Origin of the sequence: Microbacterium sp. UBA1612, assembly GCF_002321605.1 — a bacterium.
In the GTDB taxonomy this organism is placed as follows: Bacteria; Actinomycetota; Actinomycetes; order Actinomycetales; family Microbacteriaceae; genus Microbacterium; species Microbacterium luteum.
This window is the reverse complement of sequence record NZ_DCMW01000014.1, coordinates 145,189-164,898: the sequence shown is the minus strand read 5'-3', so window position 1 is coordinate 164,898 and position 19,710 is coordinate 145,189. Positions and strand designations below refer to the sequence as shown.

The window sequence follows — 19,710 nt, the reverse complement described above, 5'->3', positions numbered from 1 at the left end:
GGATGCGCCCGGCGGCCGCGCCACCGGCGGCGCGGCGGCGGGCGTGGATGCGTCAGGAGGGGCCGAGAATGGGATTGAAGGCGCCGACGGCGATCGAGACGGCGAGCGCCGTCGCGCTGATGGCGAAGCCCGCGAGCAGCAGCAGGGTGTCGCCGCGACCGAAGCGGGACTCGCGCGCCCACGTGCGCGGGCCGGGGGCTCCGAACGCCCGCGCCTCCATGGCAGTGGCGAGCGAGGAACCCCGGCGGATGGACAGGACGAACAGCGCGAACGCCATCCCGAACCCGCGCCGGAGGTGGCCGGTGTCGGCGACGCCGCGCGCACGCCGAGCCAGAGCGAGCGCGCGCCAGTCGTCGGTCAGGAGCCCGAGCATGCGCATGCCCGCGAGCGCTCCGAGCACGAACCGCGCGGGAAGGTGCACGATCTGCGCCAGCCCGTCGGCGAGGTCGGTGGGGTCGACGGTGACGAACAGCACCACGGCCGGGAGCCCGATCGCGAGCACCCGCAGGAAGGTCGCGAGCGCCAGCATCAGCGATCCCTCACTGATGCGCACGAACAGCCACTCGACGTAGACCTCCCCCGACGCGGCGCCGTAGAGCGCGATCGTGACCGCCGAGGCGGGTGCGGCGATCCACAGCGGGAGGGTGCGCAGCCAGAACTGCCGCGGCGAGAGTCCCGCCGCGAGAAGGAGAGGCAGTTCGAGCAGCAAGGCCACCAGCGCCGAGACGGGATCGATCGTCACCACGAGCGGCAGCGCGATCGCGAGGGCCGCGCCGAGCTTGGCCACCGGGTTCAGGCGCGCGACGACGCCGCGCCCGGCATCCGGACTCATGCCGGCACCTCTCCCACGACGAACCGGCGGGCGTGGAGCGCCTCGAGCACCGCGGCGTCGTGCGTGACGGCGACGACCGCGAGGGGCGGATCGTCGCCGTCGCCGTCGCGGAGCCGCGCGATGATCGCGACGAGTTCCGCCCACGTGCGCGCATCCTGCCCGAACGTGGGTTCGTCGAGCACGAGCACACGCGGCCGGGTCGCGAGGGCCGCCGCGACGGTGAGGCGTCGCTTCTCACCCCCGGAAAGCGTGTAGGGGTTCGCGGCGGCGAGCGGCGCGAGGCGGAGCCGCTCGAGCAGCTCGTCCACGCGCTCGGCGATGCGATCGGCCGGCAGCCCGAGTGCGCGCGGGCCGACCTCGAGCTCCTCCCGCACCGTCCGTGCGAGGAGCTGGTGCTCCGGATCCTGCAGCACGGCGCCGATGCGGGTGAGCAGCGCGCGCGAGGACCACTGCACCGGATGCCGGCTCTCGCCGTCGCGCCGTCGTCGTGGCGTCGCGCCGGCGGCCAGGTTCGGCGCGGCCTCGACGACGCCCGACTCGGGAGGGAGGAGCCCCGCCAGTGTGAGACCGAGCGTGGACTTTCCGGCACCGTTCGCCCCGACGACGCCGAGCACCTCGCCGGCGCGCACGTCGAGATCGAACGGGCCGGCCACCGGCGTTCCCGGCACGCGCGCGACGACGAGGTCGCGGGCGCTGAGCAGCACCTCGCCAGGGCGTGCCGTCGGCTCCGGCGGGTACGCCGGCGGCACGCCCGGTACCCACACCCCGTCTGCCGCGAGCTCCCGCGCGCGCCGCGGCACCGCATCCTCACCCCTCGAGGCCTCGTCGTGCGCCGCGTCGTGCGCGGCGCCAGCCTCCGCCGCACCGAGTGCACGACTTTCCGCCGAGTGCACGGCCACTCGCGCGCCAGAACCCGTGCGCTCGGCGAGTTCCCGTGCACTCGACGGCCGGGAAGGGCTCGACGGCCGGGAAGGGCTCGGCGTGCGGGGCGGGCGGGATGCGGCGGGGCCGAGCACATCGTGCGGCGAGCCATCGGCGACCACGCCCTCCCCGGGGGCGAGCACGATGACGCGGTCGACCAGCGGGAGCCACACGTCGGTGCGATGCTCGATCACGACGAGGGTCGCGCCGGTGGCGTCGAGCGCGCGTGCGACGGCGTCGCGCACCTCCACGACGCCCGCCGGGTCGAGATTCGCGGTCGGTTCGTCGAGCAGCAGCACCTCGGGTCGCATCGCCACCGCTCCGGCGAGCGCGAGACGCTGCTTCTGCCCGCCCGACAGCGCGGCCGTCGCGCGATCGAGGGGCACGTCGAGCCCGACGGCGTCGAGGGCGTGCCGCACCCGCGGCCAGATCTCCTCGCGCGGCACCCCGAGGTTCTCGCACCCGAAAGCGACGTCGTCACCGACGCGGGCGAGCACGGTCTGGCCGTCGGGGTCTTGCAGCACGAGTCCGGATGCGCCGCGCGCGCTGGCGGGCGCAGCCCCCGCCACGCGCAGCCGACCCTCCTGCTCCCCCTCGTCCGCGCCGCCGAGCACGCCGGCGATGCCTTGCAGCAGCGTCGACTTGCCCGACCCCGATGCGCCGAGAAGGAGCACGCGCTCGCCCGGGTCGATCCGGAAGCTGGTCTGCCGCACCGCCCACGCGTGACGCGTGGCGTAGCGCCATCCCCACCCCTGCGCTTCGACGGCGGGTGTCGCGGATGCGGCCACTACACGCGCTGGGCGACGTCACGCCCGGCGGCGAAGCGGCTGAGCGCACCGGTGGCGGCGAGGCCGCGCATGATCAGCCAGCCGCCGAGGCCGGCGATGACGACGCCGGAGACCGTGGTGGAGGCGATGTAGACGGTGGTGAACAGCACGTCGGCGCCGGGGTACCAGAGGATGCGGTCGTTGATGCCGCACGCGAGACCGGCACCGGCGCCGGCGAGCAGGGCCACCGGCAGGCGCCACACGGCGTAGGCGAAGACCAGGAAGATCAGCTCGGCGCCGAGACCCTGCACGAGGCCGGACACGATCGTCAGCGGCCCCCACGCGTTGCCGACGAGGGCCGAGATGACGGCGGCGACCGTCTCGGTGTAGAGCGCGGCGCCGGGCTTGCGCACGATGAGGCCGCCGAGCACGCCGGCGATGAGCCACGGACCTGCGAGCAGGCCCTGCACTCCCGGCAGCAGCGGGGTGAGGAGGGACGACGGCCCCTCGTAGGCGACGTTCCAGACCAGGAAGATCCCGGCGCAGGCGACGGCGATGACGCTGGCGACGACGATATCGACGATGCGCCAGCGGAATCGGCCCGTCGTGACGGAATCGGATGTGGACGTGCGCGTGGACGCGTGCATGATTACTCCCTCCCTGCGCCGGCATGATCCGGATCAGGTTCGGCGGTCGAAGCGCGTTTCGCTCCCTCTCAGCCCGACTCGTCGGACTCCCGCGGTGTGTGCCGATGAGTATAACGCGGGAGCGACGCGATAGTTTGGCGGGGTGACTGTGGAGGACGCACCGCCGACGACGCGCCGGTCGCTGCGGCAGCGCGGGGGCTCGTCCGCGCCCGAGTCCGCCCAGACCGCCGACGTCACAACGGAGCCCGATGTCACAACGGAGCCCGACGCCGCCACGGAGCCCGACGCGACTGCGGAGCGCGAAGGCACGGTGGCGCCGACCGACACCCCCGCGGCGGGACCGACTACGGCCGCGCTCGCCTGGGTCGACGCGGCCACGCTCGCCCGCACCGCCGCGCCGGTGGACCTGTCCTCCGCGACCACGTCGTACACCTCGGTCGGAGCCGATCTGCTCGCGAAGCGTCCGCGTCGGAGCCTCTGGCGCCCCGGCGTCGTGTGGCCGACCGCGGCAGCGGCGCTCGTGGTCGGCGCCTACGCCGCGACGACGCTGCTCTGGCCGCTCCACGCCGTCGCCCCGACGGTCACGCCGATCGAGGTCGCGCCGATCGCGTCCACCCCGCTCGAGATGTCATGGCCCGAGCCGGGCTCATCGGCGGTGTCCGTCGCGGGCATCTCGTCGACCCTCGCCTCCTCCGACGCGGTCGCGCCGATGGCGAGCATCACGAAGGTCGTCACCGCACTGCTCGTGCTCGACCGGATGCCGCTCGCCGTCGGCGAGTCGGGTCCGGACTACTCCTTCTCGGCCGCCGACAGCGCCGAGTACTGGGAATACCGCTATCGCGACGAATCGGCGCTGGATGTGCCGGTCGGCGGCACGCTGACGGAATACCAGATGCTGCAGGGCATGCTGATCGGGTCGGCGAACAACTACGCCGACCGCCTCGCCAGCCGCATCTGGGCCTCAGACGCCCTCTTCGCCGATGCCGCGAACACGTGGCTCGCCCAGCACGGCCTCGACGGCATCACCGTCGTCGAGCCGACCGGCATCGATCCAGGCAACACCGCCGATCCGGCGTCGCTGCTCGCGCTCGCATCCCGGGCTCTCGCCGACCCGGTGATCGCCGAGATCGTGGCCACGCGCTCGGTCGACCTGCCCGGAGCCGGCCTGGTCGAGAACACCAACACTCTGCTGGCGGATGAGGGCGTCGTCGGCGTGAAGACCGGCACGCTCGACGAGAGCTGGAACCTGCTCTCCGCCGAGGAGGTGGCCATCGGCGATACGACGGTCCGCCTCTACGCCTCGGTGCTGGGCGAGGTCGACGCCGAAGGGCGCGATGACGCGTCGCGTTCGATGTACGAGCAGGCCGTCGCGAACCTGCAGCCGGAGCCGTCGGTGACCGCCGGCACGGTGGCGGGCGCCGTCACCACACTGTGGGGGTCGGATGTCGACATCGTCGTGTCGGATGACGCGTCGGTGATCCTGTGGGACGGGGGCAGCGCGACCGTCGACGCGTCCTACGATCTGGACGATGCGCGCAGCGACGGCGAGGTGGTGGGGACCATGTCGGTGGACGGTCCCCTCGACGCCACCACCGTCACGCTCGAGCTCGCTGACGACATCGAGGACCCCGACCCGTGGTGGCGGCTGACGCATCCGCTCGACCTCTTCGGCCTGGCCGGCTGAGCCCGAGCAGGTCAGGGTCAGGCGAAGCGCACCGCGGCCTGCAGGCGCGTGCGGACCTCGAAGACCTCGGTGCCGCCCAGCGGCCGGGTGCCGGTGATCCCCCGACGCAGCACGGTCGACAGCGCGGACCGGCCCACGACGGCGGTCGGCACACCGCGCACCTTGCCGATCTCCTGGATGGCGTGCTCGACGTCGTCGTCCGGAAGCACGATGATCGCCCCGCCGAACTTCACCCGTGCCGCGCGCCCGACCGCGCGCATCGCGGCGACGTGGGTGGAGATCGGACCGCCGTCGACGTCGGCGACCTCGCCGCGCTTGATGCGCACCGGGCGGCCGAAGTCTTCGGACAGGATGCCGTAGAGGCCGCTCGGTCCGAGCACGATGTGATCGAGCTTCGCCCGGCCCGCGTCGATGTCGTGCCACGCGGTGTAGCCCATGCCGAGCTCGGAGACGATCACGGCGGTGGCCTCTTCGGCGAGCGCGTCGGCGAGCAGCCGGCGCACCTCGTGGGGAGCCGAGCGCACCAGGTGCGGGGCGTACGGGTCGGGGATCTCGACGCCGCGGCCGACCCATTCGCGGATGAGCTCGAGGTACTTCTCGCGGCGCCATCCGCCCGGCTGTCCGTGGCTGCGGGCGCGGGGGCGCGTGTCCGGGCGCGCGTTCGCGCGAGGCGGCGGAGCGGGGCTGCTCCACGCCGGCTTCTCGGCGTCGGCAGCAGGTTCGGACGACGGCGCTCCTGCCTCGCCGGCGCCGGCGAATCCGTTGCGGCGGTCGTACGACGCGCGCGCGTCGGCGGTGCCGACCAGCTCCCACGCCCGCTGCACCTGCACGAACACGGCGGCGTCCCCGCCGACATCCGGATGCGACTGCCGCAGCTTCAGGCGGTAGGCCCGGCGGAGCGTCTCGGCGTCGGCGGCGGGGTCCACACCGAGCAGATCGTAGGCGGACGCGGACAGCGGACTGTCGAACACGGCGCCTCCCAGCACTCCCGTCGCGGGCGCGGCGGTGAGGAGTCCAGGCTACTGAGATTCCCTTTGCCCGGCTCCCAGGTTCGCCGGCGGCTCACCCGGGGTGTCGGCGACCACCTCGAAGCGGCGGGCATAGGCGGCGGCGTCCTGCGACGACAGCGCGAGCAGGATGAGCACGTCCGTGGCGACCGAGATGAGGCTGGTCTCGAACGTGACGTCCTGTCCGCCGGCCCACCAGCCCGCGAAGGTCACGCAGATGGTGATCGTGGAGTAGGTCATGACGATCACGCGCGGGCCGTTGCGCCCGCGGAGCACGAAGACGGCGAGCACGAGCTCGGCGAGCACGAAGAATCCGCCGATGCCGAGGAAGGCATACAGCCCCGCGAGGCGAGCGTCCGGGGTCACGCTGTCTCCGAGCATCCACACGACCTCGTCGGCGGTGTCGGTGAACCATCGCAGGGCGACGTCGGCGATGAACAGCGCGGCGGCGAAGGCGCTGAGGATGACGAGGATGCCCCCGGCCAGCGTGCTGAGCGGGCGCTTCATGTGCGGATCGAAGCCCGGTCGGCGAAGGAGGCTCGCCGGCGGTTCGTAGGCGTGACGCTTGGGCACGTCGCGCGGCGAGGGGCGCCGGGACTCGGGCGTGCTCATGGGATCACCTCGCTCCCGGGCCCCGGCGCGGCGTCCGACGTTGGCGCGGCACCTGGCCCCGCCACGGCAGGCACGCCGCGCACGTCGACGATCGGCAGGTCTCCGTCGGTGCGGATGCTGTCGCCGCCGCCGTTTCGCGCGTGGTAGCCCGTGGAGAAGTCCTCGATGACCTCCACCCGCACGCGGCGGTCGGCGGAGACGGTGGCGACGATGTGGTCGCGCTCGATGTCGGTGTCCGCGTCGATCTTGTGGGTGACCTGGAGGGTGAACAGCGACAGTCCCACGGAGGTGTCGAAGGTGCCGGCGGCAAGCCAGTCGACGCGGCGGCCGCCGGGTAGCAGCCATCCGTCCGGACATCGCCAGAACCGCACGTGGTGCCGCTGGCCGGGGTTGCCGTCGACCTCCTGCTGGTAGGCGAAGTCCTGCTGGCGGCCGAAGAGGAAGAGCGGGCTGACCGGGGCGTGCTCGTAGCTGCGTCGGGTCATCGTCGAGCTGATGATGCGCCACGACGACGCGAGGGTGACGTCGTCGGCGCGCGTCCATCCGCCGGTTCGCAGCGCGGCCTCGATCTGGTCGCCGTCGCCCATGAAGGCGAGGTTGACGGGGTCGCCGAGCAGTCCGTCGCTGGTGCGGGCGCGGCCGATGAAGTACTCGGGCACGTACACCGTCGTGAGGATGCGGTGCAGGCGCGGCAGGACGAGGTAGGCCAGCAGCACCCAGAAGGCGAGCACGCCGAGGATGCCCCACCATCCGAGGCTGAACGATTCGGTGAAGCTCAGGTACGCGAGCCAGATGGCCGCGAGCCCCGCGAAGGTGAAGAAGAACCAGTCGACGGCGATGCCGAGCGACCATCGGCGACGGTGCCGGGTGATGGGTCGGCGGGCCATGGTGTCACCCCCAGAGCGGCACGGACGGAACGAACGAGAACGCCTCGTCGACCAGGTCGGGGGCGAGGGCGTCGAGGGATGCCGGCTCCCAGCGCGGCGAGCGGTCCTTGTCGACCAGCTGCGCGCGGATGCCCTCGGCGAGGTCGGGCTGTGTGACGGCGAACCACTGGGCCAGGCGGTACTCCTGGTCGAGCGCCTGCCTCAGGTCAAGGCGCCGTGCGCGGCGCACCGCTTCGAGCGTGATGGTCAGCGAGGTCGGGGAGAGCTCGCGGAGGGTGCCGGCGGTCTCCCGCGCCTCGGGCACGTCGCTGGCGTGCAGCCGTTCGACGATCTCGGCGACGGTGGGGGCTGCGAAGGCGTCGTCGATCCATCCGCGTGCTTGCTCGAGCGCGGAGGTGTCGGGGGTGTCGTCGAACAGCAGCACGATCTCCGACGGCGACCCCGGGTCGGCGCGGGTCTCGAGCGCTTCGGCGAGCGGGGCGAGGTGCATCGTCGGCACGAGGTGGTCGGCGAATCCGGCATAGAGCGCGTCGGCGGCGGTCATCGTGGCGCCGGTGAGAGCCAGGTACTCGCCGAGGCGGCCCGGCGCACGCGCCAGGAGCAGGCTTCCGCCGACGTCGGGGGTGAAGCCGATGCGGGTCTCGGGCATCGCGAGGCGCGAGCGTTCGGTGACGATCCGGATGCGGGCGTGGCCCGCGAGCCCGATGCCGCCGCCCATGGTGATGCCGTCGGCGTAGGCGACGATCGGCACCGGGTACTCCGCGATCGCGGCGTTCAGTGCGTACTCTGCCCGGAAGAAATCCCCGGTGGCCTCGGGGTTCCCGGCGATGATCTGTTCGCGGAGGCCCCGCACGTCGCCTCCCGCGCACAGTCCGCGATCACCGGCGCCGTCGAGGAGCACGAGGTCGATGTGGGGCGAGTCGCGCCAGGTGTCCAGCGCGTCGGTGAGGTGGCGCACCATGTCGAGGGTGAGCGCGTTGATCGCCCGCGGCCGGTTCAGCGTGAGATGACCGAGGGCGGCGTGCACCCGCACGAGCACGTCGACATCGCCGGCAGGGGCGGCGGCGGGTGTGGTTTCACTCACCCCCTCACGCTATCGCGCGCATCCACCCCGGATCAGGTTGCGGGGTGCTGGTCGTCGACCGAGGCGGTCGGGATCGCTCCGGTCGCGGCGAGGGTCACGACATCGGCGGGCTCGTCTTCGGCGTCGAGGCGCAGAGCCTGCACGAGTTCGATGCCGTGACGGGTCGTGAGCACGAGACGCTGGAAGTCCGGGTGGCCGTCGAGGTCGATCACGACGCCGGCGCGGCGACGGCGCACGATCGCGAAGTCCTTCGCGCCGGTCGACTCCCACGTTCCCATCGCGATGACGCCGCGCACGTAGGTTCCGGGGTGGGCGACGCCGCGCAGCCAGTGCCACGGGTCTTCCGTCAACTGCACCTTCGCGATGGCCGACCGGTCCACGCGGATGTTCTCCTTGCGGAATGCCAGCGCACGCTCGGCACCCGACAGCGCGACCTCGAGGTGCGCCGAATCGAGCAGGAGCGTGACCATGCCCTCTAGTCTGCCAGCGGCATCCGACCCGCCAGAACCGTTTTGCTCACGGACAGGCAACAATCGAGACGACTCGATCGGGCCACGATTGTCGGGCGCGGTTCGTTCGGCCGCGGAAGGCTGTGGGGCGAAGGAGGAAGCCGTGATCGGATCGCTGAACCGTCTGGTCGAGCGCATCGAAGCGAACATCTCGGATGAGATCGACATCGCCGGCCTCGCGCGCACGTTGGGAACGACGGAGTATCACCTGCGGCGCATGTTCTCGTCGCTGGCGGGCATGCCGCTGTCGGAGTACGTGCGACGTCGTCGCATGACGCTCGCAGCGGCCGACCTGCGCGGATCGGACGATCTGCTCGAGGTGGCGGTTCGCTGGGGCTACGGCTCGACGGAGGCGTTCAACCGCGCGTTCCGCTCGGTCCATGATGTCTCACCGTCGGATGTGCGCCGGCACGCGGCTCCTCTTCGCGCGCAACCGCAACTCAGGTTCCGCCTGACCGTCGAAGGGAACAACCCCATGGACACCCGTCTCATCGATCGCCCCGCTTTCCGGCTCGTCGGACACGCCGTGCGCGTGCCGCTCATCCACGAGGGCGTCAATCCGCACATCCAGGCCCATATCGCCGGGCTGCCTGAGACCGCGCACGCGCGGCTGAAGGAGCTCGGCGACACGGAGCCGGCGGGCCTGCTGCAGGTGAGTGCCGACGTCGATGCGGACTACGCCGAGGGCAGCGAGCTGACGTACCTGCACGGCGTTGCGGTGAGCGACGACGTCACCGTGCCCGATGATCTCGACGTGATCGAGGTTGCCGCCGGCACCTGGGCGGCGTTCCGCTCCGAGGGCGCCTACCCGGCCGAGCTGCAGCGCACCTGGGCGGCGACGGCGACCGACTGGTTCCCGTCGAATCCGTGGCGACTGCGGCCGGGCCCCTCGATCGTTTCGGTGCTCGATAGGGCGCCCGACTTCAGCACGGCCACGTGCGAGCTCTGGCTGCCCGTCGAGCGCGGCTGATCCGGCGCGGGCGGTCGGCAGGAGTCCGCACGATGGGACGCTGCCTCGTGACCTCGGCAATCCCTGGCGCGCCAGGGGTGGCGCGCCTATCGTCGACGCATGGGTCGCATCATCGTGGAGCAGATCATCACCGCCGACGGTTTCGTGCAGGACTCCGACGGTGGGATGGGTTTCATGGACGCGGCGCCGATCGACAGCACCGACTCAGACCAGCTCGAGATGCTGGAGCACGTCGGTGCGATCGTGCTCGGACGGAAGACGTATGAGATGTTCGTCGAGTACTGGCCGAACGTCGATCCCCGCGACGAGCCCGTCGCGGGGCCGATCAACACTCTCCCCAAGCACATCGTCAGCAGTTCGATCGGAGCAGCCCCGTGGGGTGACCATGCGCCGGGAATCATCGAACCCGGAGATCCGCTCGAGACGCTCGTGCGACTCTGCAACGAGACCGATGGCGATCTGCTCGTTTGGGGAAGCCTGCAACTCACGGATGCGCTCTTCCGGGCCGACCTGGTTGACGTGCTGCGCCTTCGTCACATCCCCAGCCTGATCGGGAGCGGACGCGGGCCCACCCCATCCGATCTCGAACAGACCGTCATGACCCAGGTCGCCAGCCATGTCGGCTCCGGATGGGTGACCACCGAGCACGCGGTGCGGGGCGCGGAGGAGTGAGGTCTGCCAAGCGGCAAGGTTCGGGTATGTCGGTTCTCCCGAAGCAGCCGGCGCCCGTGTGGATGGTGGTGGTGACCGGCTGCGGCGCGATCATCCTCTACGCCGTTCTCGCGGCGTTGCAGATCTTGGCACTGAACCCGCTGGCGGCGGTGCCCGGAGCCGGCCTGTCCGAGATCTACGGCGGAATCTCGCAAGCGGGCGAATCTCCCGGCATCCCACTGACCCTCACCGTGCTCGGCGGCGGAATCGTCCTGGCGCTCGTGCTCGCGTCCGTTCTGCTGTGGAACCGAGCAACGCCCTTGGGCGCAGCCTTGGCTTACCTCTTCATGCTCGCCCTGGGCGCCCCTGCTCTGTTCATCGCCTCGTTTCCGTCGGGAATGGCCGTGGCGGACACGTTCCTCGTCTCCGGCGGCGACCACTCGGGGTGGTCGATGGCTCTCTATCTCTTCAGCGCGGTCGCACTCACCGCAGCTGCAGCACTCGCCATCGCAGACGCTGTCCGGAGGCGATCTGACGAAGATAAGCCGCGCGATGCCTAGGGCGTGTTGATCAAGTGGTTTCGGGGTGCGGTCGGCGAGTCTTGAGCGGTGACGCGTTGCGAGGTCTCTGACGAGGTGTGGGCTGTGCTCGAGCCGTTGATGCCGATGGTGAGGGGCCGGTCGCGGCCTTGGACCGATCATCGACTCGCGGTTGAGGGAATGGCGTGGAAGTACCGCACTGGGGCGCCGTGGCGGGATGTTCCGGAGCGATTCGGGAAGTGGAACTCGATCTACAAGCGGTTCACCCGGTGGGCGCAGGATGGCACTTGGGACCGGCTGCTTGCTGAGGTGCAGCGGCAGTCTGACGCCGCCGGGAAGCTTGACTGGGTGGTCTCGATCGACTCCACGATTGCGCGCGTGCATCAGGACGGCGCGACCTTGCGACGGGACACAGGGGGATCTCTCGAATCACAAGAATCCGTGGTCCGAGCCCCCTGATCACGCGATCGGCCGCTCACGTGGCGGCTTGACGTGCAAGGTCCATCTGGTCGCGGACGGCCGCGGGCGGCCGTTGGGATGGGTGCTCACCGGCGGGAACGTCAACGACACCACGATGATGACCACCGTCCTCGAGCACATCCGCGTCCCGCGGCCGACGACCGGCAGGCCACGGATCCGGCCGGATCGGGTGATCGCGGACAAGGGGTACCCATCGAAGGCGAACCGTGCGTGGCTGAGAGCCCGCGGCATCGCTGCGACGATTCCGGAGCGTGATGACCAGATCGCTCACCGCCGGAAGCAGCCGGGTCGGCCGATCGACTTCGGTGATGAGCAGCGCACACGGTACCGCGGCCGGAACGTCGTGGAGCGTTGCTTCAACCAGCTCAAGCGGTGGCGTGGCATCGCGATGCGCTCAGACAAGACCGCCCGCAACTACCGCGCCGCGATCAGCCTCGCCGCCGCGCTCATCTGGATCAAGTCCGACCTCGGGTGAACGGTTCAGGCGCAGCAGGAGGTAGGGAGTTCGTTGCGGAAGAGGTTCGCGGTCAGGCGGATGCCTTCGGCCATGGTGAGGTACGGGGCCCAGGTGTCGGAGAGTTGTGTGACGGTGAATCCGGCGGTGATGGCGTAGGTCGCGGCGAGCATCATCTCTCCGGCGGTCTCGGCGAGGGCGTGGATGCCGAGGACTTTGCCGGTGTCGGCGTCGGCGACGATCTTGATGCCACCGCGAGTGTTGTGGTTCGTGATGGCGCGTGGCACGTCGGATAGTCGCAGGTAGCGGCAGGCGCACCGATACCCGGCGGCCAGGGCTTCGGCTTCGGTGATCCCGGCGGAGGCGAGCTGGGGTGAGGTGAAGAGGACGGAGGGAAGCCCGGTGTAGTCGACGTGCTCGCGCTGACCGAGGGCGTTGCGGGCTGCGATCTTCCCGGCCATCGCGGCGACGTACACGTACTGCGGTGCGTCGGTGACGTCGCCGGCGGCGAACACGGCCGGGTTCGTGGTCCGTTGCTGCGTGTCGACGATGATGAAGCCGCGCTCGTCGGTCGCGATGCCCGCCGCGGTCAGGTCGAGGCCCCTGGTGCGGGCGGTTCGCCCGGTGGCGACGAGGATGCGCTCGCCGGTGGCTTCCTTTCCGGTCTGCGTGCTCACCCGGACCCGGTCGCCGTCGGGGGTGATGGTTGCGGCTCGGTCGTTGATGACGGTGATTCCCTCGGCAAGGAACGCTTTGCGGAGTTCGGAGGAAAGTTCGGGTTCGGCGTGTGGGGCGAGGCGGCCGACGATGGTGACGTCCACGCCCAGGCGGGCGAAGAGTTGGGCTTGTTCGAGGCCGACGAATCCGCCGCCGATCACCACTAGCGAATGGGGCAACACGGTCAGTTCCATGGCGGTGGTCGAGGTGAGGTAGTCGACGTTCTCAAGTTCGGGGATGGTCGGGATGTGCGGTTCGGCACCGGTGGCCACGAGATACGACTTGGCGCGAACGGGTTGGCCGTCGACGAGCAGGGTTGTCGGATCGGCGAACGTCGCGGTGCCGGGCGTGATGCCGAATCCGTACGCGGTGGCGATGTCGGCGTACTTGGTCTGTCGAAGCATGCCGATCAGGTCGTCCTTCTGCTGCATGAGCTCGCCCAGGTCAACCCCGCCGGCGGTCGTCGGGGCGCCGGGGAAGGGGTTGGCGAGCGCGTCATGGCGGGTGTGCGCGGCCGCGAGGAGGGTCTTGGAGGGCACGCAGCCGATGTTCACACAGGTGCCGCCGAGCGTTCCGGACTCGATGGCGACCACGCTCGCTCCTTCGAGCCGAGCGTGGATCGCCGCGGACATCGCCGCGCCGCCCGTACCGATCACCGCAAGATCGAACTCATCGTTCCGGGTCATGATCGCTCCTTCAGGCCGGGCCGTTCATGTGGCCACGCCCGTAGCATGGACCTTCAAGCTCGGTTGAAGGTCAAGTCGATAACGGAGGTTCGTCAGGATGCGGATCGGAGAACTCGCGAACAAGACGAAGACGAGACCGTCGACGCTGCGGTACTACGAGGAGCGAGGGCTGCTTCAGCCGCCCGACCGCACCCCTGGCGGATACCGCAGCTACGGGGAGGAGTCCGTGGCACGACTCGAGTTCATCAGCCGGGCTCGCGCAGTGGGACTCACACTCGCTCAAACCGCCAAGATTCTCGATGTTCGTGACGCGGGCGGTTCGCCATGCGGCCATGTGCGGGATCTCCTTGACCGCCGCCTGGTCGAGATAGACGAGCAGGTCGCGCAGCTACGGCTCCTGCGCGCGAGCATCGCCGAACTTCGGGAGCATGCGCAGCAGACGCCGCCGGAGACCTGCACTCCCGAATCGATCTGCCAATACCTCTGAGCTGGGTCACATAAACACGCCAGCTGTTTGAGGAGCGGCCGGTCCCATGACGGCGAGAGAATCTTGATCAACACGGCCTAGCGGCAGACGGCTACCCGTGCGTGGGGCTAGAGATCGAGGAAGTCACCGAGCCATGTGCGCACGGTGCTCAGACACGTGGGCGAGACCTCGCCGGTGACCCCTGTGAGGCGGTCGCGCGTCAGAGTCCGAGGCTGTTCCGTCATGACCCAGGAAGGTTTAGACAGCCCGCTAGGCCCTTCCACGGAGACGTGATTGGGCCAACCGCGATCCGTCGTCGTGATCGGCAACGCGATGACCAGCGTTGTCACGGCATCCAAGTACCCGGATGACGCTACGACGAGGACGGGTCGATGCCCACCCTGCTCGCGGCCGCGCACGGGCTCGAGCGCAGCCCACGCAACGACACCCGGTGCGAGATCAAGCGACCTCACGAAGCGTCGGCCAGTTCCGTGCTCTCCCAGTCCTCGGTCTCCCGTGCATGACGAGCAGCATCTTCCGGACTCGTCGCGCCGATAGCGGACTTGAGCGCGGCGAGGCGCGCTCGCCGGTCCTCGGCATCGGCGAGGCGTTCCAGGTGTGCGCCAAGGGTGAGTCCGTCACGCCCGGCCTGAGCCTTGAGCCGATCACGCAGCTCGTCGCTGACCTTGATCGTCGTCGTCATACTCTGAGTATACCGACGCCGACAGGTTGCGCCTCGGCCGTCTACCCGAATCCGCAGACGAGAGATGCCCCCATCGCACCCGCAAGGACGACGACTGCGGGTGCGATGACAGCCCCCTTCAGGGTGACTCGCCATCTGCCAACCCGGCCCTCCCGCCTCGCAATCATCGGCAGCGCGATCATGCCTATCAATCCGACGACGTAGGTGGTGAAGAAGAGAACAGACAAGGCGATGTTGTCCGCAAGTCTCTGCCCGACCTGCTCGGCGAGGTTGGGTGTGGCCTCCAGGTCACCGATGACGAGTAGGACCCCGATCAGCGGCAGGAACGGTGCAGGAAGAAGAGCCGCCCACGGCCGCCGATTCCCATCCGCGAAGAGTGCACCAAGTGAGCCGAGCATGACGGGGAGCCCCGCGTTCACCAAGGTCTACGACACAACGGCCCTCCAGATCGAGTTCCGAATCCGGGGTCAAGATGCGCCTGCTCATCAAGACGGTCCAAGCACGCCAGCCCCACCGTCGTCCGCCTGCGACGGCCGTAAGAAGTGGAGGCGTGGCTGTCTGGACCCCTGGCCGAGATCGCCTGACGCTCGACTAAACCGCGAATCTTCCGCCGTGCGCCATCAGCGAAGGTCACGCGATTCAGCACTCGCGACACCGCGGCTCAGTGCGTATCGTGGCGCCGCGTGAGGCGATTGATGTGGACAGCAATTGGAGCAATCACGGGGACAATGTTCGTGCTCGTTCTCGGATACCTCAGCATGCGCATCTCAGCCGCTCAAGATGGAGTCGCTCTGCACCCGATCAGCAACGACATCGACAGCGTTGTCGGCCCGCACATCCCACTCCTGCCCCTCGCCATCACGGCAGTTGTCGGCTGCGTAGCAATCTGTGCGCTCATGTTGAGCGTGATTCGACTGACGCCCGGTTCGGCGGCCGCTGCCAACATCGCGTTCGCCCTCGTGACCTTTGCGCTGGCGGTCGCCTCATACACGGTATGGGAGTTCGGCCCGGCTATTCCGGAACTCGGTGAGGCGCCCTACAGCGGCGGGCTGTTCGGATGGCTGAGAATCGGGGGGCGAGACAGCCTCACGATGACCACCGCGCTGATCGCCATCACCTCCCTTGCACTCCGACCACTCATCACTAGGCGCCCCGCACAAGTCGCGCACTCTGCGACGCCCGACTGACGAGATCTATTCGGGCTGGAACATCCGGTCTCTTCAGGCACGAGCGTGGGAAAGAACCGCTTGCTCCTCGAGACTCGTGAGACCAGATCGTCGTTCACGGTTGACGCCGCGGCAGCGCTCGTCCGCAAGGACATCGGCCACCGTGTGCTCGATGGGGCGCGTGGCACCACCTACTGCGTGGAAGGTCGCGGTGCTTCGCCGTGCGAATCCGGCGTCAGATGCGGGTAGCCACAGCGGCAGAGAGCGAGGGCCGGCCCAGTATCGCACGTCGTTCGCGAGCAGCGCCTCATCATCGACTGCGACGAGTTCCCCGTCGTACCCGGCGATCTCGGAAACACCTCGGAAGAAGTCGCCCATGGGGTGAGGCTCCCCGATCGCGTTGGTGACGCCCACGTGTTCGCTCCGGGCTGCGAGCGCGATCCAGGCAGCGAGGTCGCGAGCGTCGATGACCTGAACGAATCGGCCTTCGGTCGTCGGAGTCAATGCGGGTCCACGCCTACTCAATCGTGCCGGCCAGTAGCCGAATCGATCGCTCTGGTCACCCGGCCCGACGATGAGGCCGGGGCGAACGATCGACAGACGTGATCCAACCCGCCCTGCAGCATGTCGCTCCGCGTGGACTTTGGCATCCGGGTACTGTGCCAGGTCCGCTGGTTCGACAAGCGCAGCTGACTCGTCGGCGTCGGGCTCGTCGTTGCGAGCGTAGACGGACACCGTAGACACGAGTGTCCAATGTGACGCGCTGTCAGTCAGCGCGGTCAACGCAGGCTCGACGAGATCAGGTTCGGAGGAGAGTTCGATGACCTCATCCCACTCTCCACGCACCACATCGTAGGCATCAGTCTTTCGGCGATCGGCACGCACGAACCGTGCGCCTGCGGGCACGGCCCCCGACTCACCTCTCGCGAGACATGTGACATCGGCCCCGGTACGCAAGAGCTCTCCGACGATCGCACGCCCGAGCCATGCCGTCCCGCCCAGCACCAACGCTCGCATCCCCCTAGTGGACCATGTCGGCGACGACTTCGGAGCCGCGTCGACGACCCGCGGGCCCTCGAACGACGAAAGGCGTCCACAAACGGCGTGCTTCGCTCGTACGATCGGCAGGTGCAGCAGATCGACCTGGTGGAGCGGTTCCTCGTTGACAGGTTCCCCGGCGCAGCCGTCGCCGTCGTTGCCGGCAGCACGGCGCGTGGGAATCGTACGCGGACCAGCGATATTGATCTGCTCCTTATCGGCGATCACATGCTGGCCGCACACGCGAGCAGCCTCGCCGCGACGTTCGCTTTCGAAGGCGAGACCTTCGAAGTGTTCGCGTATTCTTCCGACGGGTTCGAGCAATGGGCGCGGAAGTGTCTCGGCGATTACCGACCCGTCATCCTCAATATGCTCCTCGAGGGAATCCCGGTCCGCGGAGCAGCGGAAGTGGCACCGTTGCGAGCGGAGTGGCGGACGATCTATGACGAAGGTCCCGTGGTCTCGCCGCATGAGATGGAGCTGCGCCGATACGCCATCACTGACCTGATCGACGACCTCAGAGACGCGACGGACCCGTTGGAGCAACGGGTCGTGGCGTTCGCACTCTTTGAGCGGATTGCCGAACTCATGCTGCTGTCAGAGCGTCGCTGGATCGGCGCGGGCAAGTATCTGCCGCGTCGTCTTCGCGGACTGAGTGAGGCGCGTGCGGACACCCTGGCCCGCCCGCTTGTCGACGGCGACGTCCTTGCGTTCGCAGACCGAGCCGAGGAGGAACTCGACCGCGCCGGTGGGCGAGTCCAAGCAGGGTTCGTCCGTTGAATCGTGGTCGAGGTCTCGCGGTCTACCTACCGCTCCGCTTCGCGCCTCCCGTCGGGTCGGATCCCGGGTCTCGATTTCCACTCTGCAGTCACAACTTGCGGGTCACGGCGCGGAGGATCCGCAGTATGTGACTGCAGAGCAGCCTGTGACTCCGCGGTGAACCATTGCGGGGCGTTTGCGCAGGTACGAAAAATGAGAGCGACTCGAACAGGAAGCATTCCGCCTCCGTGCACAATTCGGCCTCGATCAGCCAGCGGAGCGGCCCAATGCGGGGTCCACATGGAAAGGATGGCTCCTCCTCGCCGCCAGCGTCATCGCGGTCTTCTAGATCCTCATGCTTGTGGTCTAACGGCCGGTGACACAGCGTGCCGTACTGCCGCCGTTGTCACATCGAAACTCGCCGCCGGCTGCAGCGTGTCGGCACAAATGGTGCGTCTTCACCTGCTCGTACTTGTGTATGAATGTGTTGTCCCCAAGTTCCACATTGCATCGGATCAATGTCTGACGTTGGTTCTACGCTCGAGGTAGTCGGAGATCGAGCGGGGGCTGTGATGGCGATCGACCAGCAGGGTGGGGCGGACCGGGTTCGCACGCGTGAGCTGGTTGCTGAGATCGCGGCGTTCGATGCGGCGGAAGCGCGGATTCAGGCGGAGCGTGAACGGTTGTATGCCGAGGCGTATGCCCTCACCCAGCAGCAGACGGCGCGGTTGCGGGATGCGTCGACGCGGGAGCGGGAGATGCCGTTGCGGGCGATGGCCGCCGAACTCGCGGTGGCGAAGCGGGTCAGTGACCGCACGATGCAGACCCGCCTGTTCGAAGCGCACCGCACCGTGACGCAGTTCCCCGCGGCGTGGGAGTCGTGGCACGCGGGCCGGGTGTCCCGAGCCCACGTGAAGGTGATCGTCGACACCGGTGCCGAACTGGCCGACCCGGGCGCTCGCGAGTCGTATGAGCGGGATGTGCTCGACTATGCCGAGACGACCTCCCCGGCGAGGGTGCGGTCGTATGCGGAGCAGGTCGCGGAGAACCTCAACCCTCGGTCGATCCAGGAACGTCACGACGACGCCCTGCTCGATCGACGCATCTGGGTGGAGGACCTCCGGGATGGGATGTCGATGCTCGGCACGATCGGACCATCCGTGGAGGTCCACGGGGTCTATGACCGGCTCACCCGGCAGGGGAAGACGATCAAAGCCGCCGACCGTGCCGCACGCCGCAACACCACCGAGACGCGGACGGGCGACGGTGCGCCGTCAGAGGTAGGCGGTGCCTACGTGGGGACGGGTGGCACCGAGGTGGCGCCGGGTGTGTGGTTCGATGAGCGCACGCTGGACCAGATCCGCACCGACCTGCTGCTGGACATGATGCTCACCGCCTCCCCCTCCGTCGACCCGACCGGGGTCGAGGGTGGGTTGGGTGCGATCCGTGGGCACGTGCAGATCACCGTCCCGGCCACCACACTCGCGGGAACCACCCTGGGCGGGGCGCAGCTGAACGGGAAGTGCGCGGTGGACCCGGAGACGGCGAAGATCCTCGCCGGCAACGCCCCCGGCTTCGACCGGGTCTTCCTCGACCCCATCACCGGTGTCGTCCTCGCCGTGGACCGACGCTTCGCGACACCGGCTCAGAAGCGGTATCTGGTGGCGCGGGATATCCGGTGCCGGTTCCCCGGATGCCGCAGACCCGCCACCGAATGCGACATCGACCACCGCGAAGACTGGGCACTCGGCGGCAAAACCGACATCGAGAATATGGGCGCGTTCTGCGAAAGCCACCACGCGCTGAAACAAGCCGCCGGATGGACCGTCGTCCAAATGCCCGGCGGAAGACTGCACTTCACCGCACCATCAGGCCTGGAATACGACGACGACCCACCACCACGAGTCATGTTCATGCCCGACGGGGTCGGCGGCCCGGGCGACGCGGACCCACCCGAGCCAGAAGCATCCGCACTACCCTTCTGAGCAACTCATCGTCGCCCCGCCGCATCCCACCGCGTCGAGGGTGCCGCGTGTCGACCTGGCTCGTGTCGAGGTGCCGCGTGTCGATCTGGCTCGTGTCAACGTGGCTCGTGCCGGGATGGCTCGTGTCGGAGATGGCGCGCGTCGAC

Annotated in this window: 22 protein-coding genes and 1 riboswitch; of the genes, 9 read left to right on the top strand and 13 right to left on the bottom strand. The window is 69.1% G+C overall.

Annotated features, from left to right (window positions below; genetic code table 11):
* Window positions 1–52: 52 nt before the first annotated feature.
* The 3 genes from B3S45_RS06265 to B3S45_RS06255 all read right to left on the bottom strand — a co-directional run bounded on the left by B3S45_RS06265 (window position 53) and on the right by B3S45_RS06255 (window position 3,167).
* Complete coding sequence (locus B3S45_RS06265) at window positions 53–832, bottom strand: energy-coupling factor transporter transmembrane component T family protein (RefSeq protein ID WP_286718115.1); 780 nt, start codon at window positions 830–832, stop codon at window positions 53–55.
* Window positions 829–2,541, bottom strand: a complete 1,713-nt coding sequence (locus B3S45_RS06260) for an ABC transporter ATP-binding protein (RefSeq protein ID WP_286718112.1) — start codon at window positions 2,539–2,541, stop codon at window positions 829–831. The genes B3S45_RS06265 and B3S45_RS06260 overlap by 4 nt, the downstream gene beginning before the upstream one ends.
* The gene (locus tag B3S45_RS06255) at window positions 2,541–3,167 is read right to left on the bottom strand and encodes an ECF transporter S component (protein ID WP_071045484.1); all 627 of its coding nucleotides are present in this window, start codon (window positions 3,165–3,167) and stop codon (window positions 2,541–2,543) included. Before B3S45_RS06255 ends, B3S45_RS06260 begins: the two co-directional genes overlap by 1 nt.
* Window positions 3,160–3,270, bottom strand: a riboswitch (TPP riboswitch). Its footprint overlaps the gene before it by 8 nt.
* A gap of 39 nt (window positions 3,271–3,309) precedes the next feature.
* On the opposite strand from B3S45_RS06255, the gene B3S45_RS06250 reads away from it, so the two are divergent.
* The gene (locus B3S45_RS06250; RefSeq protein ID WP_286718108.1) at window positions 3,310–4,851 is read left to right on the top strand and encodes a D-alanyl-D-alanine carboxypeptidase; all 1,542 of its coding nucleotides are present in this window, start codon (window positions 3,310–3,312) and stop codon (window positions 4,849–4,851) included.
* 17 nt (window positions 4,852–4,868) lie between these two features.
* Here the strand turns inward: B3S45_RS06250 and B3S45_RS06245 are convergent, their stop codons facing one another.
* From B3S45_RS06245 to B3S45_RS06225, 5 genes are read right to left on the bottom strand one after another with little or no spacing between them, the layout of a single operon-like run.
* Window positions 4,869–5,822 (bottom strand): J domain-containing protein, encoded by a 954-nt coding sequence (locus tag B3S45_RS06245; RefSeq protein ID WP_286718107.1) that lies wholly within the window; start codon window positions 5,820–5,822, stop codon window positions 4,869–4,871.
* Window positions 5,823–5,870: 48 nt separating this feature from the next.
* Window positions 5,871–6,470, bottom strand: a complete 600-nt coding sequence (locus B3S45_RS06240; protein ID WP_286718105.1) for a hypothetical protein — start codon at window positions 6,468–6,470, stop codon at window positions 5,871–5,873.
* On the bottom strand, window positions 6,467–7,357 hold the full coding sequence (locus B3S45_RS06235; protein WP_349675985.1) for an LssY C-terminal domain-containing protein: 891 nt from the start codon (window positions 7,355–7,357) through the stop codon (window positions 6,467–6,469). The genes B3S45_RS06240 and B3S45_RS06235 overlap by 4 nt, the downstream gene beginning before the upstream one ends.
* 4 nt (window positions 7,358–7,361) lie before the next feature.
* Entirely contained in the window at window positions 7,362–8,441 is a 1,080-nt protein-coding gene (locus B3S45_RS06230) for an enoyl-CoA hydratase/isomerase family protein (RefSeq protein ID WP_286718102.1), read from the bottom strand.
* A 32-nt stretch (window positions 8,442–8,473) separates the two neighbouring features.
* On the bottom strand, window positions 8,474–8,911 hold the full coding sequence (locus B3S45_RS06225; protein WP_286718100.1) for a hypothetical protein: 438 nt from the start codon (window positions 8,909–8,911) through the stop codon (window positions 8,474–8,476).
* A gap of 142 nt (window positions 8,912–9,053) precedes the next feature.
* Between B3S45_RS06225 and B3S45_RS06220 the strand changes: the two genes are divergently transcribed.
* The 4 genes from B3S45_RS06220 (at window position 9,054) to B3S45_RS06205 (ending at window position 12,065) form a co-directional block, all read left to right on the top strand.
* Window positions 9,054–9,920 carry an AraC family transcriptional regulator gene (locus B3S45_RS06220; RefSeq protein ID WP_286718098.1) on the top strand — a complete coding sequence of 289 codons (867 nt, stop codon included), beginning with the start codon at window positions 9,054–9,056 and terminating at the stop codon, window positions 9,918–9,920.
* Window positions 9,921–10,019: 99 nt separating this feature from the next.
* Window positions 10,020–10,592 (top strand): dihydrofolate reductase family protein, encoded by a 573-nt coding sequence (locus B3S45_RS06215; RefSeq protein WP_286718096.1) that lies wholly within the window; start codon window positions 10,020–10,022, stop codon window positions 10,590–10,592.
* A gap of 26 nt (window positions 10,593–10,618) precedes the next feature.
* Window positions 10,619–11,131: a hypothetical protein gene (locus B3S45_RS06210; protein ID WP_286718093.1), complete on the top strand. Its 513-nt coding sequence runs from the start codon at window positions 10,619–10,621 to the stop codon at window positions 11,129–11,131.
* Between the two features lie 48 nt (window positions 11,132–11,179).
* Window positions 11,180–12,065 (top strand): IS5 family transposase gene (locus B3S45_RS06205; protein ID WP_414683076.1). Its coding sequence is split into 2 segments (ribosomal slippage): window positions 11,180–11,533 and window positions 11,535–12,065, totalling 885 coding nucleotides; the frame shifts between segments, so codons are not numbered across the junction.
* 5 nt (window positions 12,066–12,070) lie between these two features.
* Here B3S45_RS06205 and merA read toward each other — a convergent pair.
* Window positions 12,071–13,447 carry a mercury(II) reductase gene (gene merA / locus B3S45_RS06200; RefSeq protein WP_286718090.1) on the bottom strand — a complete coding sequence of 459 codons (1,377 nt, stop codon included), beginning with the start codon at window positions 13,445–13,447 and terminating at the stop codon, window positions 12,071–12,073.
* 97 nt (window positions 13,448–13,544) lie between these two features.
* Here merA and B3S45_RS06195 point away from each other — a divergent pair, with 97 nt between their 5' ends.
* Complete coding sequence (locus B3S45_RS06195; RefSeq protein WP_194383239.1) at window positions 13,545–13,934, top strand: heavy metal-responsive transcriptional regulator; 390 nt, start codon at window positions 13,545–13,547, stop codon at window positions 13,932–13,934.
* Window positions 13,935–14,041: 107 nt separating this feature from the next.
* Here the strand turns inward: B3S45_RS06195 and B3S45_RS06190 are convergent, their stop codons facing one another.
* From B3S45_RS06190 to B3S45_RS06180, 3 genes are read right to left on the bottom strand one after another with little or no spacing between them, the layout of a single operon-like run.
* Window positions 14,042–14,386, bottom strand: a complete 345-nt coding sequence (locus B3S45_RS06190) for a type II toxin-antitoxin system PemK/MazF family toxin (RefSeq protein ID WP_286718086.1) — start codon at window positions 14,384–14,386, stop codon at window positions 14,042–14,044.
* Window positions 14,383–14,751 carry a ribbon-helix-helix protein gene (locus tag B3S45_RS14690; RefSeq protein WP_422662296.1) on the bottom strand — a complete coding sequence of 123 codons (369 nt, stop codon included), beginning with the start codon at window positions 14,749–14,751 and terminating at the stop codon, window positions 14,383–14,385. The genes B3S45_RS06190 and B3S45_RS14690 overlap by 4 nt, the downstream gene beginning before the upstream one ends.
* Window positions 14,658–15,014: a hypothetical protein gene (locus B3S45_RS06180; RefSeq protein WP_286718081.1), complete on the bottom strand. Its 357-nt coding sequence runs from the start codon at window positions 15,012–15,014 to the stop codon at window positions 14,658–14,660. The genes B3S45_RS14690 and B3S45_RS06180 overlap by 94 nt, the downstream gene beginning before the upstream one ends.
* Before the next feature lie 360 nt (window positions 15,015–15,374).
* Here B3S45_RS06180 and B3S45_RS06175 point away from each other — a divergent pair, with 360 nt between their 5' ends.
* Window positions 15,375–15,803, top strand: a complete 429-nt coding sequence (locus B3S45_RS06175; RefSeq protein WP_286718079.1) for a hypothetical protein — start codon at window positions 15,375–15,377, stop codon at window positions 15,801–15,803.
* A gap of 33 nt (window positions 15,804–15,836) precedes the next feature.
* On the opposite strand, the gene B3S45_RS06170 is transcribed toward B3S45_RS06175, so the two are convergent.
* Entirely contained in the window at window positions 15,837–16,799 is a 963-nt protein-coding gene (locus B3S45_RS06170; protein WP_349675984.1) for a reductase, read from the bottom strand.
* Window positions 16,800–16,910: 111 nt separating this feature from the next.
* Here B3S45_RS06170 and B3S45_RS06165 point away from each other — a divergent pair, with 111 nt between their 5' ends.
* Window positions 16,911–17,600 (top strand): nucleotidyltransferase domain-containing protein, encoded by a 690-nt coding sequence (locus tag B3S45_RS06165; protein ID WP_286718073.1) that lies wholly within the window; start codon window positions 16,911–16,913, stop codon window positions 17,598–17,600.
* Window positions 17,601–18,151: 551 nt separating this feature from the next.
* Window positions 18,152–19,564 carry an HNH endonuclease signature motif containing protein gene (locus tag B3S45_RS06160; RefSeq protein ID WP_286718070.1) on the top strand — a complete coding sequence of 471 codons (1,413 nt, stop codon included), beginning with the start codon at window positions 18,152–18,154 and terminating at the stop codon, window positions 19,562–19,564.
* Window positions 19,565–19,710 lie beyond the last annotated feature (146 nt).

Excerpts from the sequence above, each read along its gene's own strand:
- B3S45_RS06265 (WP_286718115.1), bottom strand. The coding sequence starts at position 832 with ATGAGTCCGGATGCCGGGCGCGGCGTCGTCGCGCGCCTGAACCCGGTG.
- B3S45_RS06255 (WP_071045484.1), bottom strand. The coding sequence starts at position 3,167 with ATGCACGCGTCCACGCGCACGTCCACATCCGATTCCGTCACGACGGGC.
- B3S45_RS06240 (WP_286718105.1), bottom strand. The coding sequence starts at position 6,470 with ATGAGCACGCCCGAGTCCCGGCGCCCCTCGCCGCGCGACGTGCCCAAG.
- B3S45_RS06235 (WP_349675985.1), bottom strand. The coding sequence starts at position 7,357 with ATGGCCCGCCGACCCATCACCCGGCACCGTCGCCGATGGTCGCTCGGC.
- B3S45_RS06225 (WP_286718100.1), bottom strand. The coding sequence starts at position 8,911 with ATGGTCACGCTCCTGCTCGATTCGGCGCACCTCGAGGTCGCGCTGTCG.
- B3S45_RS06215 (WP_286718096.1), top strand. The coding sequence starts at position 10,020 with ATGGGTCGCATCATCGTGGAGCAGATCATCACCGCCGACGGTTTCGTG.
- B3S45_RS06210 (WP_286718093.1), top strand. The coding sequence starts at position 10,619 with ATGTCGGTTCTCCCGAAGCAGCCGGCGCCCGTGTGGATGGTGGTGGTG.
- merA (WP_286718090.1), bottom strand. The coding sequence starts at position 13,447 with ATGACCCGGAACGATGAGTTCGATCTTGCGGTGATCGGTACGGGCGGC.
- B3S45_RS06195 (WP_194383239.1), top strand. The coding sequence starts at position 13,545 with ATGCGGATCGGAGAACTCGCGAACAAGACGAAGACGAGACCGTCGACG.
- B3S45_RS14690 (WP_422662296.1), bottom strand. The coding sequence starts at position 14,751 with ATGGCGAGTCACCCTGAAGGGGGCTGTCATCGCACCCGCAGTCGTCGT.
- B3S45_RS06180 (WP_286718081.1), bottom strand. The coding sequence starts at position 15,014 with ATGCTCGGCTCACTTGGTGCACTCTTCGCGGATGGGAATCGGCGGCCG.
- B3S45_RS06175 (WP_286718079.1), top strand. The coding sequence starts at position 15,375 with ATGCGCATCTCAGCCGCTCAAGATGGAGTCGCTCTGCACCCGATCAGC.
- B3S45_RS06170 (WP_349675984.1), bottom strand. The coding sequence starts at position 16,799 with ATGCGAGCGTTGGTGCTGGGCGGGACGGCATGGCTCGGGCGTGCGATC.
- B3S45_RS06160 (WP_286718070.1), top strand. The coding sequence starts at position 18,152 with ATGGCGATCGACCAGCAGGGTGGGGCGGACCGGGTTCGCACGCGTGAG.